The 13,353-nt window shown below is 48.3% G+C and carries 15 protein-coding genes; 11 read left to right on the top strand and 4 right to left on the bottom strand.

The genetic code is table 11. The annotated features are described in order from the left end of the window. Positions 1-2 precede the first annotated feature (2 nt). Positions 3-587 carry a DUF4443 domain-containing protein gene (locus HPY73_00645; GenBank protein QLH74104.1) on the top strand — a complete coding sequence of 195 codons (585 nt, stop codon included), beginning with the start codon at positions 3-5 and terminating at the stop codon, positions 585-587. On the opposite strand, the gene HPY73_00640 is transcribed toward HPY73_00645, so the two are convergent. Together HPY73_00640 and HPY73_00635 are read right to left on the bottom strand one after the other, a co-directional pair. After that, the gene (locus HPY73_00640) at positions 564-2,630 is read right to left on the bottom strand and encodes a thioredoxin domain-containing protein (GenBank protein ID QLH74103.1); all 2,067 of its coding nucleotides are present in this window, start codon (positions 2,628-2,630) and stop codon (positions 564-566) included. The genes HPY73_00645 and HPY73_00640 overlap by 24 nt on opposite strands. Before the next feature lie 629 nt (positions 2,631-3,259). Next, complete coding sequence (locus HPY73_00635) at positions 3,260-4,876, bottom strand: FMN-binding glutamate synthase family protein (GenBank protein QLH74102.1); 1,617 nt, start codon at positions 4,874-4,876, stop codon at positions 3,260-3,262. A 234-nt stretch (positions 4,877-5,110) separates the two neighbouring features. Here HPY73_00635 and HPY73_00630 point away from each other — a divergent pair, with 234 nt between their 5' ends. The 10 genes from HPY73_00630 to HPY73_00585 all read left to right on the top strand — a co-directional run bounded on the left by HPY73_00630 (position 5,111) and on the right by HPY73_00585 (position 12,367). Continuing rightward, complete coding sequence (locus HPY73_00630; protein QLH74101.1) at positions 5,111-5,287, top strand: hypothetical protein; 177 nt, start codon at positions 5,111-5,113, stop codon at positions 5,285-5,287. A gap of 76 nt (positions 5,288-5,363) precedes the next feature. Next, positions 5,364-5,897 (top strand): hypothetical protein, encoded by a 534-nt coding sequence (locus HPY73_00625; GenBank protein QLH74100.1) that lies wholly within the window; start codon positions 5,364-5,366, stop codon positions 5,895-5,897. Between the two features lie 4 nt (positions 5,898-5,901). Next, positions 5,902-7,020 (top strand): SPFH domain-containing protein, encoded by a 1,119-nt coding sequence (locus HPY73_00620; GenBank protein QLH74099.1) that lies wholly within the window; start codon positions 5,902-5,904, stop codon positions 7,018-7,020. A 9-nt stretch (positions 7,021-7,029) separates the two neighbouring features. After that, positions 7,030-7,773 (top strand): zinc ribbon domain-containing protein, encoded by a 744-nt coding sequence (locus HPY73_00615; GenBank protein QLH74098.1) that lies wholly within the window; start codon positions 7,030-7,032, stop codon positions 7,771-7,773. A gap of 1 nt (position 7,774) precedes the next feature. After that, positions 7,775-8,797, top strand: a complete 1,023-nt coding sequence (locus tag HPY73_00610) for a hypothetical protein (protein QLH74097.1) — start codon at positions 7,775-7,777, stop codon at positions 8,795-8,797. Further along, positions 8,797-9,387, top strand: coding sequence for a hypothetical protein (locus HPY73_00605; protein QLH74096.1), 591 nt, complete (start codon positions 8,797-8,799; stop codon positions 9,385-9,387). The genes HPY73_00610 and HPY73_00605 overlap by 1 nt, the downstream gene beginning before the upstream one ends. A 46-nt stretch (positions 9,388-9,433) precedes the next feature. Further along, on the top strand, positions 9,434-10,012 hold the full coding sequence (locus HPY73_00600; GenBank protein ID QLH74095.1) for a LemA family protein: 579 nt from the start codon (positions 9,434-9,436) through the stop codon (positions 10,010-10,012). An 11-nt stretch (positions 10,013-10,023) separates the two neighbouring features. Continuing rightward, complete coding sequence (locus tag HPY73_00595; protein ID QLH74094.1) at positions 10,024-10,776, top strand: TPM domain-containing protein; 753 nt, start codon at positions 10,024-10,026, stop codon at positions 10,774-10,776. Positions 10,777-11,069: 293 nt separating this feature from the next. Then, positions 11,070-11,795: a SagB/ThcOx family dehydrogenase gene (locus HPY73_00590; protein QLH74093.1), complete on the top strand. Its 726-nt coding sequence runs from the start codon at positions 11,070-11,072 to the stop codon at positions 11,793-11,795. A 32-nt stretch (positions 11,796-11,827) separates the two neighbouring features. Beyond that, entirely contained in the window at positions 11,828-12,367 is a 540-nt protein-coding gene (locus HPY73_00585; protein QLH74092.1) for a zinc-ribbon domain-containing protein, read from the top strand. Here the strand turns inward: HPY73_00585 and HPY73_00580 are convergent. Together HPY73_00580 and HPY73_00575 are read right to left on the bottom strand one after the other, a co-directional pair. Next, positions 12,344-12,874 (bottom strand): methyltransferase domain-containing protein, encoded by a 531-nt coding sequence (locus HPY73_00580; protein QLH74091.1) that lies wholly within the window; start codon positions 12,872-12,874, stop codon positions 12,344-12,346. The two genes, HPY73_00585 and HPY73_00580, sit on opposite strands and share 24 nt — an antisense overlap. Before the next feature lie 95 nt (positions 12,875-12,969). After that, positions 12,970-13,257 carry a thioredoxin family protein gene (locus HPY73_00575; protein QLH74090.1) on the bottom strand — a complete coding sequence of 96 codons (288 nt, stop codon included), beginning with the start codon at positions 13,255-13,257 and terminating at the stop codon, positions 12,970-12,972. Between the last annotated feature and the right edge of the window lie 96 nt (positions 13,258-13,353).

Here is a 13,353-nt window from a genome sequence, read left to right as displayed (position 1 = left end):
CCATGAAGCTCATCGACCTTTCCCGCTATGGACCCGTACATCGATTCGCAGACTATCATGTCTATAAGACTTTGGCAGTGATCGCCGACGGCCGCCGCCGGGGGCGAAAACAGCTTGCAGAGACGATAGGTGTCGGAGAGGGAAGCATGAGGACCATATTGGAGTACCTACGTGACCATGATCTGGTGGAGATAAAACAGACAGGGGTGACGATATCCAAGAAAGGATTGGACTTCCTCAACGGCTTCCCGATCCAGGTCGGACTGGTGACCAAATCAGACAGCTCGATAGGGCAAACGGCGGTCGCTGTGCTTGTCAGGTCGATGGCGGACAAGATCAAGATCGGTGTGGAGCAAAGGGACGCTGCGGTCAAGGCCGGTGCTGAGGGGGCGACCACCATCGTTGTAAAAGGCGGTGAGCTATGGATCCTCCCGGATTACAACCTCGATGTACATAAAAAGGCGTTCTCTGCTGAATTGAGAAGTATGTTCCAGGTAAAGGACGGAGACGTCATAATCATCGGTACTGGGCAGAATTATCGACAGGCGGAGGATGGTGCACTATCAGCTGCCTTTGACCTTATCTGATGTAAAACCACCCGCTTTTCTTTTCTCTCTTTTTAATTGCAGGTTCAATTCTTCTATGTTCTCAAATGGACTTAGACATGTCCTTGAACTACAGACCTGGCCCATGGTACCCTTGATAAGCTCATCTTCTTTTTGAACAGATATGATAACGTCAAAAAAAGGAGCTCGATCGACCATTTTACGTATCTCACTACCTGGCATCCCATGCTCTTTGCCTACATTGATGCTAGTAACCCCATCTCTATGCAGAATGGCAGATATAGCGAAGAAGGAGTGGGCTTCTGGGTGCACCGTGACCTCGCCCGACAATCTTTTGATGGCCTTCTCAGCGAATTTTTTAAAACTGCCCTCTGATATGGTCGAGAGAAGGGTATTCACATAGATCGCCACGCTATTTCCAGAAGGTATAGCGCCATCATACACCTCCATCTCTTTTGCGATCATATCTTTTTCTCTGGATATGACAAACCCACCTTCAGGTTCGGAGAATATCTCATTCATCTCGATTGCCCGCTTTGAGGCAAGCTCTAGATACTGTTCTTTCATCGTCGCCTGATTCAGTTCGATCAACCCCCATGCATAATACGAGTAGTCTGTGAGGAATGCGTTGATCCCTGATCTTCCCTCTCGATATCTATGCAACAATTTCCCATCGCCTGCGACCATGTTTTTTTCTATGAACCAGACGCACCTCTCCGCCTCGTCTATATAATCCGAGATCTCTAAGACCCTTCCTGCCTTTGATAATGCCGCGATCATCAAACCGTTCCAATCCAGGAGGATCTTGTCATCCAATGCAGGCCTTTGCCTCTTCCCTCTTGCCTTCTTCAATGATAGTTTGGCCCTATTTAGCAGGGCAACGACGTCAAGCTCGTTGAGACCTTTGATCCTGCAATATTCTCTGATGTCCCTCTCCATGTGAAATATGTTCCTTCCATCAAGCCTTCCTTCATCACTCCTGAAATTACCCTTTTCTCTCAGGTCATAGATATCTTTTATAAGGACCGCTTCTTCTTTTTCCAATATCTCATCTATCTCCCGCAATGTCCAGGTATAATACGCACCTTCCCCATTTGGACCGTCGGCATCCTCACTGGAAAAGAATCCTCCATTCTTGTCCCTAAGATTTTTGAGGACATAATCGATCGTTTCGATAGCGGCCTCTCTGAACAATGGATCATTGGATGCTTGGAACATCTCGGTCAGGGCGATCGACAGCAATGCTTGGTCATACAGCATCTTTTCAAAGTGTGGGACCTTCCAACGTCTGTCGGTCGAATACCTGTGGAACCCTCCCCCCAAATGATCCCTTATACCCCCGAGGCAGACCCTTCGTAAAGTATATTCTGCCATTGAGTAGGCCCTTTGATCTGTTGTCGTCGACCAATACCGTAGGAGGAACATCGCCTTGTGAGGGGAGGGGAACTTCGGTGCCACCTCAAATCCGCCATACTTTTCTTCAAAGGTAGTCAAAAGCCCTTCGAACACATATCTGTCGAATTGCTCTAGCTTACATTCCGCTGTATCAATATCGTTTCGTTCTAGAGAGCCAGATACCATCTCTGCAATCTGGTAAATATCTTCTCTCCTTTCCTTCCAAATCCGAACGATCGTAGGAAGGATATCCATCATTCCCGGGATCCCATATTTTGAATTTTTAGGTATGAAGGTCGCTGCATAGAATGGCTTTCGATCCGGAGTTATGAAGATTGACAAAGGCCATCCTCCTCTTCCAGTAAGTATTTGACACGCCTTCATGTACAACGCATCGATGTCGGGCCGTTCCTCCCTATCTACCTTGATGTTGACAAAGTCCGCATTCAATGCCTCTGCGACCTCATCATCCTCAAAACATTCCCTTTCCATCTCATGGCACCAATGACATGACGAATAACCGATAGAAAGGAAAATCGGGCGATCAAGCTTCTTGGCCCTTTCGAACGCCTCATCTCCCCAAGGATACCAATCCAAGGGATTGTATGCATGCTGTAATAAATATGGGCTGTTCTCTGTGATCAATCTGTTGTGCCTTACTGATACCATCTCATACCTTGCCTATCAAGATATCCGATTGGACTAACACCATCAAGATAATTTGTTTTATTTCTCGATCTTCCTTCCAAAAAGAGTTTGCAATGATTGACGGGCTGCCGACAGGATATATGATTTAGTTCTTGAAACGAGCTCCGTGGAAGGGGAATTGGAAAAAATGTGACTTTCTTCTGTTCAGCGATGCTGTTAATTTCTTTATAAACGACTATAAGAAGAGGCTACAATATTTTGATCCTCCCCAAATATAACGACGTGGCTGAACCTAAGAAGAAGATTTTTACTTTAGCGATGAGAAGTCGAAAGACCATCCCTATTTTTATCATCATATAGAAAGTGGGATCATTTTAGAAGAAACATATGACAAACATTAGGTGATAATTAATGAGTTGTCGTAATAGCATGAAAACTTCTCTAACAACAAGTGAAAAAGGGTTTGGAAAGGGTTCGGCCTCCCCCTTGCCAAACCCGTTTGTGCGTTCCTCTCCTCCTAAGAAAGTTCCGCCCTCACCTCATCGGTGACCCCCGCCCCACTTGGGAACGGTTAAAAGCTGATGGTGATGTCCATTATAAAAATATTATCTTATGCCAAATATGAAAAAAGTAAAAGGTTTTTTAAGAGATCACTCGTCCCAATACTCCAATATCCCAGGCATGACCCTGTTGGAATAGTTCTCGAGCGTTGGTATGCCAGTGACCTTTTCCGCATAGGGGGTTAAGGACATTATGTCGCTACGGTCAAGATATTCCAATTTGAACTTTCTTGAACCTGCCATCATCTGTTTAAGACCGATACCTATCCTATCAAAGTAGGTATACAGACCGACCGCTCCCCATGGGATGTCCTTCCCAAGAACCTTCTTCGGGAACATCTGTTTGATCTCTGGAGCCAGTATGAAAAACTTGTTAGGGTCTGCACCATACTCATCAGCGAAGCTCTTCGCCAGCTTTCCCTCAGCTGCCTGGCGAGCGAAGTACTGTGACTTCATGGCCGCCAATATGGGGGATCGGGCCATCGCTATCCCTTTGATAAGAGGGCCTCCACCGATGTTTGACATCGCCATGGACTTATACATCTGGGTCTCGTTCACGAAACCGCCTGCCATGATCATGTCTGGGATGAACTTGCCCTTCTTTTGCAGTATCTTTGCGCATTCGAGAACCTGGGCTTCAAGGTGAACGGTAGGCGTGGACATCTCGTTCATCATTTGGACCGGGCTCATGCCAGTACCACCTCCTGCGCCATCGAAGGTCAGCATATCGACCTTTGCCATTGAGGCGGCCTTCATCGTGAATGCGACTATCTCAGGCTTGTATGCACCGGTCTTAAGGAAAACATACTTAGCTCCTGCGGAACGCAATCTATCGACATCCTCAACGAATGAGTTCAGGTCAGGGAAACCGACCCTGCTATGCCTTTCGAATGTCTTGAACGCTCCGGCCTTAAATGCGGCCTGAACATCTTTGTCCTCAGGGTCTGGCAAGACGAGATATCCGCGTTTCTTTAGTTCTAGCGCCCTTTCCAAGGTGGTCAACCTTACCTCTCCTCCGATGGCCTTAGCGCCTTGTCCCCATTTACGCTCGATAATATTGACCTCAAGCTTTGACATGACATATTCATCGACGCCGCCTCGACCGTCCTCCACGTTGGTCTGGACGGCTATGTCACCATGCTTTCCGTCCCAGAGCTCGCGGTATGAACTTATCCTGAACTCCATATCCGGGGACCTCTGCACCTTTCCTTTTGAATAGACGGCGTCTGGGTCCATTCCGCAAACGTTCTCGCCGACGGTCTCGATTATCCCGGCCATTGCGGCACCCTTAGCCAAAGACTCCCAATTCCTCTTCGCTACGGCGGTCGATCCTAGGCCTGCGATCACAAGCGGTATTTTCAATGTTATCGGTTTCTTGCTTCTGGTCGCAACTTTGGTCGAGATGTCAACGTTCTCAAAGAATGCCTTATCCGGGGACTGTTCGATCCCGTATGCACCTATCAGTTCGGCCATTATCTGGAAATGAGACCAGTCTAAAAAGAAATCCTTGTTTGAAGAGGCGGTGCTGGTTCCGAAATACTCGGGGGATGGATACAAGACCTCTCTCCCTCGGAAGGCCGACTTACCGACCTCGCACAGAACATTGCATTCCTCGATGCACAAAGGGCACATCCCGCTCGTTGGATTGACATCCTTCACGCGGGTGTTTGTTCCGGTTGTAGACCTAGAGTTCTCTATTATTTGCATATTCTCGATACGCTCCCTGCTTTATGATTAGCCGATGCGCATCTATGCGTCGATATATGAAAATTGTCAGAATTTTATTAGACAAACATCTAATATATATTTATATTAACTGAACATAACATCGAAAATGACAATACTGGAATTAAGAATTCCCAACAAATGACTAAAATTAACCGTACAATAAAATTAATCTTCCCTTCGACCATTAACCAACATGACAGGAGCTGGGCACTGATGAGGAAAATATCCAACAAGATGGCAGCTGCCCTCCTCGGTTTTGTTTCAGGCATCATTGTCGGGGAGATAATGTATTATTTCACGGATGAGTCGATCTTTTTTCTTATAGTCGTTTTTATGACAATAATGGGATGGGTTATTGGCGGAGAGGTCGACCTCAAAGAAAAAACCTGAAAGGTGCCCTCGTTATTGAATGCCAGGACGATGCTTTTAATATCAGACCCCTTGATATTCGTCCTCAGGGGAAAAAATGGCAGACATCAGACAGAGGGTCGAGGAGGACCGTGGGGTCCTTAAAAAGATCCAATTGATCGTCCCTGGATACCGTGGATATAGGATCAGAGAAGACCTCAGGGATTCAGACAAAATGCTCAGGATGGCTCTCGTTAAAAAGCTAAAAGACCAGAGAGACAAGGTCGACGAGGCGCGCTCAGAGCTCATCTCGATAATGCCATTGAGCAAGAACGTTGAGATGGCAGGCAACATCGACCTCAAGATCAAGAAGCTTCAAGGGCAGATAGACCATGCCGAGGGGGGTTATTCCGGCCTTGTCTCGGACATTCGCATGGACTCTTCTCAGATGAACAGACTCTATGAATGGGACCTGGCCATGTTACAGACGTTGGCCATCATAGATCAATGTATAGAGGGTCTCTCATCTTCCATCGTAAGCCAAGATGAGACGATGATAAAGGCTGACCTCAAAGAGATCATGGCGAAGCTAGATGAGCTTGAAGAAAAGTTCGGAAAGCGACTTTCGGTGATCCAGGGAACGGAGCAGTGATGAGATGAGCCTTATCGGATCGGAAACTTTCGCATGGGAGGACTCGACGAAGCGTGGCAACATCATGTACCGTTTGCCTAGGAACATAAAGATGAACGATAACATCGTGGTCCGGGAAGACGAGATAGCTGTCTTCTTTAGAGATGGAAAGGTCCTGACATATTTTGACCGCCCTGATAGATATGCCCTGACCAGTCAAAATGCGCCGGTGGTAGGAAAACTTTTGAAGTCATTGGCTGGGGTAGAACAGAGGGCTGAGGTCATTTATCTTCAAAAAAGGGCATTCGATGGTAAGTTCGGATCAAAACAGCCATATCAATTCCGCGATAACGAGTTCGGGATGGTCAACCTGCGAGTCTTCGGAGAGTTCAGGTACAAGGTCGTCCAACCCGAGAATTTTGTCAACCAGTTCGTCGGGACCTTCAACTATGCCACCTCCGCTGAGGTCGAGGAGAGGATAAAGGAACAAATGGTCATCCTTGTCTACAATGCCATCGGAGAGATGAAGAGCAAGGGAATGGGGGTAGCTGACCTGGCATCCCAGCTGATGAACATCGAGCAGTTTGTGCTCTCAAAGGCAGTGAACCATTTCGAACTTTACGGTGTTGGCATCGATAAGGTTTCTGGACTATACATATCGCTCCCCGATGAGGTACAAAAGGCAGTGGATACAAGGTCCTCAATGTCCGTTGTGGGAGCGAATTATATGCAATACCAGACCGGTCAGGCGGTAAGAGAGGCTGCGCAGAACCCGTCTGGGGGGGCTGCGGGTGTGGGCGTCGGGGTCGGTGCGGGGATCGGCCTGGGCTATCAGATGCTGGATTCTATGAAAGGCAATGCACCTGCACAAGGAGGCGCCGCTCCACAGGTCGCAACGGCTTATGTCCTTTGCCCAAAATGCGGGTCCCAGAACGCCTCATCGGCCAAATTCTGCTCCAATTGTGGGTCCAAGATGGTAATGGAGAAGATCAACTGTCCTAAGTGTGGAACCCTTGTAACGATAGATGCCAAATTCTGCCCAGAGTGTGGGACGAACCTGCAAAGGAGGAAATGCCCAAAATGTGGATCGGATGTTCAGGCTGGGGCAAAATTCTGCCCAGAGTGCGGCAACACCATAAGCTGAGGTGGCTAGATGGCCATCTTCAATTGTCCGAAATGCGGGGCGCCTGTCGAGTATGATGTAAAGGACAGGTTGGTCCGTTGTCGATATTGTTCATCAGAGATATTCATCGATAAAAGCGGAGCTGGGTTTTATTATATTTTGAGCTTTGCGATAGATGAGGATTCTGTCGTAGGTATTTTCAAAAGATGGGCGGGTGGTTCCACCAGGGCAAAGGATCTTGATAGATTGGCCCATATCGTTAGCCTAAAAAAAAGGTATTTTCCCGTCTATCTTTTTAAAAGGGATGTAAATGGGACCGACCAGGTTTTTGTGGAACCTGCAGCATCCACGACCCTGCCAGGTCTTCACTCGTTGAAGGTGCCTGCCGGGGATATGGTGATATTCGACAAAAACTTCAATGTCGGCGGGATCGAGATGGTGATCCCAGATATAGAAATGACCTCATACCTCGGACGGTTGCCTGGGAAGGCAAAGGAGCAGGCACTTGTGTATTTCCCTATCTATGTTCTTGACTATGCCTTCGAGGGCAAGAACTGGAAGGTCGTGATATCAGCAACCTCGGGCGAGGTCTTCGCAGGGGATTTCCCTAAGAGGTCCTCCGCAGGATACATGACCGTTGCTACGACCGGTTTCTTAGCTTTCTTGATCGAAGGGCTACTGGCGATCTGGAACCCGATGCTCGCTGGGGTTTTAATAATGGTGACCATGGCGGGCATATTCTTGGCATCATTCTGGGTGGCGAGGAGGTTGTAAGATGGGCATATCTGTGGGACTTGATTGTCCAGCTTGCGGGGGCGCGGTCAATGTTGAAGAGGGGGAAAGGGCCATCAATTGTCAGTATTGCGGATCGATGCTGTTCATCGAGGGCGATAATGGGGTTGCCACGATCGCTTTCAAGAACAGGGTGAGCCAAGATTCTGCGATCGCGCTGTCAAATACCTGGTTCCGCAAAGGATGGAAGGCAAGGGATTTGAAAAGGTTGGCAAAGGTCTTGGAGGTATATCCTATTTATCTACCGTTCTGGTCGTCCACCATGAGGGTGATGGGATGGATATGTGGATATGAGGAAAGGACCTATTCGGACTCCAAAGGGCATACCAGGACAGAGCGGATCCCAAAAGAGGAGATGGTCCTGAGCGATTACAGGTACTCAGAGATCGCATGTGACCCAGGTGACCTGGGGATCAAAAAACTTAGAAATCTCAGTGGTGAGACCGTCCTCGAGGATTTTGAGAACATCCCGACCTATGAGGCGACAACCAGCAAGGACGATGCCTTGAACAGGATGCGGTCGATGGCAATGGACCAGGCCCGAAGGGAATCAAGAGTGCCGCATGTGACCTTCGAGAAGGTCCATGTCCTCCCAAGAGGGATCTCGATGATCTATTATCCAGTATGGGTCGTGCGCTATTCATACCGAGAGAGGATGTACATCTATACCGTTGATGGCGTTTCTGGACAGGTTATATCAGGAAGGGCACCTGGCGATGCATTGTTCCAGAGCCTTGCAATAACGGCAGGAACGACGGTCGGAGGCCTGGTCGCCGCAGGGTCATTATTTTTCGGTGCATCGGCCGGCGCTGACCCATTGTTCTCTATTATCGGCCTTGCGGCCGGGGCCGTTATTACCTTTGGGGGCTACCTTTTCTTCAGGCACGGCTCTGAGATCATCGAGGGGGATTTTCCTGATAAAAAATATGGTCTTGACGGGGTGAAGAACATCGGTTTGGTGGAGGACATTCTTAAAGGTCGCATCGACCTAGGGGGAAGGATATAATGAGGGTCTTACAGGTCAGATGCCCACAATGTTCCAGGCCCATTTACTCCAAGATGAAGGACATCGTCTTCTATTGCGATAATTGCCAGACGATGCATATAAGAAACGGACAAACCAAGGTACTTGACTATGAGATCGCAGATTATGTCAGGAACGCAACCTCCGACAAGAAGTTCATGCCTTTTTGGCGTGTCTGGTGCAATTTCTCGATCCACGATTCTAAGATATCTGGGGGGTCGTTCGCCAAACTTGCAGAGTTTATCAGGGGGGAGAACGGCGCAGGGTCCATCTTTATGTTCATCCCGGCGTCCGAACTGGATGTTGGAACGTTCAAACATCTGGCGATGGAATTGACATTGAACCCTCCAAGATACTCGACCAGACTTGATTTTGGTGAGGTGGCAAGACTGCCTCTGAAGTTATCAAACGAAGAGGCCGAGGAGGTCGCAGACTTTATCTTCGTGACGATACAGGCGGACAAACCTGGGGTCCTCCAGAAACTAGACTACTCGCTGACATGCCGTGACGCAAAGCTTGTTTATCTGCCGTTCATAATGACACAAGGAGGTCCAAAACCCTCTTGGAAATGACCAAGTAACAAAAGATTCAATATCTGTACCTACATTAATCCCAGACATGGCGAGTCCGTCTAATAAGAAGATACTCATCATAACCGTCACTATTGCGATAGTAGTAATAATGCTCCTGTGGATCGTGCTTGCTTACAACAATGTTGTCGGCAAGGAACAGGATGTGAACTCAGCTTCATCCTTGATCAAGAACAGATATACTACCAAGGTGAACATTTTAGGTCAATTGTTGCCGCAGGTGGATGCTTATAAGGTCTATGAATCTTCCCTGATAACCAATCTGACGATGCTCCAAACACAATGGCAACAAGCGTTGAACCAAGGGGCAGATGATGAGACCTTGATCAACATCAGCTCTCAGATTGATACAAATTTCATCCTGGTCCTCTCAACGTGGACGAATTATCCTCAACTCGAGGCTGACGAGCTTGTCTCGCAGTACATGGCCGAGGTCGTAGACCTTGAAGAACAATTGTCCTATGCAAGAAGTGTCTATAATGACGCTGTCAGAAATTACAACACGAGCATCAGGTCATTCCCGACGATGCTGTTTGCAGGCATGTGGGGATTTGAAGAGAGACCATATTGGGGAAGTGAACTTCCAGATGACAGCCTAGGTCTTTGATGGGTAATGAGATGGACAGGAAGAAGACCTATAAGGCCATAGTAATCATTGTGGTCGTGACCATCGTCATCGCAGTCGCGCTCTTTTACTTCTACTTGCGCGATGATAATGATAAGTACGAGGGCATCCCCACTCTAGAGCCTTATATCAATGACAAGGTCGGCGTCCTCCAGGAATCGGACTATAACGATCTACAGGATTTCTGCACCTATATTGAATACAACAATTCATGCGAGATCGCGCTGTTGATAGTCGACAATACAGGGAGCTACGACCTTAATACGTTCGCCATAAGAACATTTGAGAAGAACGGTATAGGGCAAGAAGGGAAGGACAACGGGGTATTGGTCGTTTTCCTTGTCCCCGAGGTGGGAGACATCAGATGGAGGACGGTCACCGGAGATGGCGTCTCTGATATTTTATCAGGTTTCGTGCTCAAAGGGTTCGAGAATGAATATCTGATCCCGGCGATGGAACAGGGAGACCTTTCATGGGGGATAACCCTTTATATTTATGCCATCGGCCTGGAGCTCGATGAAAAGTATATCTCCGAGGGAAACGACCCATGGGAGGAATACCCCATATGGTTCATTCCATTGAACGGCTGGCAACTGGCCATCTTCGTTGTCGTCTTTATATTATTGACCATTGTGACCAAGGGCAGGGTCCTCTTGCTCATCCCGTACCTTTTCACAAGAGGAGGGGGAAGGGGGGGCTTTGGTGGAGGCGGGACTGGAGGTGGCGGTTCAAGGGGTAGATTCTAGCGACCAATGGAATGAATATGATCGCCATTTATGGCATTTGAATTTTTGATAATGGAGTGCATCAACGAGGGTGCCCCAACATTCAAATCTACGCGGAGGAGGTCATTCTCAGCTCGATCATCTCTTTAGCAATGGCACTGCTTACTGGTCTTTATCATTGTGTGCTCCATAATCCTTAGTCGGTCAAGCGATAAAATGAGGGGTCGGTGGTCGCGCTATTCCGATCTGTATATACTGGTAGAACAAATATCATCTTAGATATGAGTTTGTAGAGGCCTGAAGGAGGGGTGGCATTGTCTAACGATATCGGAGAAAGGTTCTGGCGAGAGACGAAGCACAGAAGGGGGGCAATGGGCGAGCGGGTATTGGACTGGAGCTCAAAGCCTGATACATACAAGGAATATGGTCCAATAGAAATGATAGCCTTGGAGAAGGTCTTTCTCGGAAAAAAGACGTTGGACCAATGCCTGATGCAACGAAGGAGCGGTAGGGCGTTCTCTAGAGAACCTTGCTCAATGGAGGAGATCTCTTACTTGCTTTGGGCATCGACCGGGATCAACAGGAAAGAAAAAGGCCATGAGTTCAGGACCGCTCCCTCGGCGGGAGCGCTCTATCCCATTGAGACCTATGTTTGCGTGAACAATGTTGAGGGCCTCGAGAAAGGCATTTATCATTACAACATCAGGGCACATGGGCTGGAACTATTGTACAAAGGTGCTGCTGGGGGAAGGGTCGCGGCCTCAGGGCTGGACCAGCATATGCTTGAAGAGGCGGCCTTTGATATATTATGGTCTTGCCTTTTCGAAAGGACGAGATGGAAATACGGTGAACGGGCCTATAGGTACGTGTGCATCGATGTGGGCCATATAGCAGAGAACCTTGCCCTTGCTTGTGCCGCGGTGGGCCTGTCATGTTGCCACGTCGCTGCGATATACGATGATGAGGCCAACCATATCCTGGGATTGGACGGCGAAAAGGAATCGGTCATCTACATGTCGTGTGTCGGAAGACCGAGATGAGATTATCTATCACCTCATACATGGAAGGTACCATGGTAAGCTGCAAGGCCTGCGGAAGGGAGGTCTCACAGGATATGATGTTCTGCCCTTATTGCGGGAAGAAAAGGGCAGTGGACCAGTTCGGAAGAATAGTTGAAGAAAGGCCGGAGAGGAGATTGGGCCTCATTCCCTACGTCCACGGGGAGGGCCGCCTCGCAGGTGTCTGGACAATCATAGTGACCGATGCCAGATTGATATTCTGTAAGGCACTTCCCACCGACGAAATTTCTCCTGTCCGGCCAAAAAGCGCAGGGCTTGCGATAATGGCAAGGCGAGATGCCGACAGCGGATGTGGTGTCACATACGCGCTGAGATATCATGATATGAGCATCGATGACGCGATGGCCGAAAGCGAGGCCAACTTCCAGATCGATATCAAGGATATCAGCTCGGCGGTATTGGGCCAGAAACAAGAGGGTGAATATCATGTCCTACTTCATACAGGATCGGGGCCCTTCGAATTCTCCATGCCTTTACAACATGATCACAGGGACATGTTGAGATCGGTCCTAGGTCCCCGGATCAGATGGTGAAGGTTTTTTTCTAAGGAGGATCGAGCGGATGTTACCTCTCATCATAATTGGTTTGTCCATCAATATCTCGACTTTCGAGGTGTCAATGATCTCCTCGGCCCGGACATTTATTTTGGTGGCAAGGATCTCTAATCCAGCATTCAACATTCTCCTTGATATGCCTAGACGCCCTCCCTTGAGAAATTTGTCGAAAATGATCACCTGACCTCCGGGCCTCACGACCCTCACCGCCTCGTCCAAGGCCACCTTTGGCCTATTTACCACCGTCACGACAAGAGACAGGACGACGGCGTCAAAGGAGCCGTCCCTGAAGGCTAAATTTTCCGCGTCCATGATGGCCAGGTCCAATGTTGCCCTGTGAATCTTTCTTTTTGCCCTTTTGATCATGGATGGTGTGATATCGACACCGACAATATGAATATCTGGCCCTATGAATAATAGGTCTTCCCCAGTGCCTACTCCGACAATAAGTATATTATCGCCCGCTCTTAAGTTTAGGTGCGACAACGAAGTTCTTCGCGCTTCCCTGACGTAGGGTAGTTTTATCAGCCCATCATAGATAGGTGCCCAAAATCGATATTTTATCTCATTCGGGACCTCTATCAATCTGACCTTCCCCTTTTCATCCTTTTCTCATGCGCCTTGATTATCAACCTTTTTGTCTCCTCCACTGATGGGACCGTTCCTTGGGCTACGATCTCGCCATCTATTATAAGCGCAGGGTTCGCCATGACCCCCCTTTCTCTCAATGATATAAGGTCCTGGTTCTTCACAATCTCCACATCGATATCTGGAAGCTCTTCGGAGGCCGCATGGACGACCAGCTCCATCCTTTTGCATTTTGCGCAGAGTACGGCGAATACCTCGATCTTTACAGGGCCATCGTTCATCAATGAAAGATAGGGAGGGTGTGACTATATAAGTTGGATCATAACGGTCTCTTTCGTATTTATTGGTGTATAAATTCAAGGAGGGGGCGTCCTTGA

Source organism: Methanomassiliicoccales archaeon (assembly GCA_013415865.1).
Taxonomy (GTDB): Archaea; Thermoplasmatota; Thermoplasmata; order Methanomassiliicoccales; family UBA472; genus MVRC01.
The sequence above is the reverse complement of the archived record's forward strand: the minus strand, read 5'-3'. Positions and strand labels throughout refer to the sequence as shown.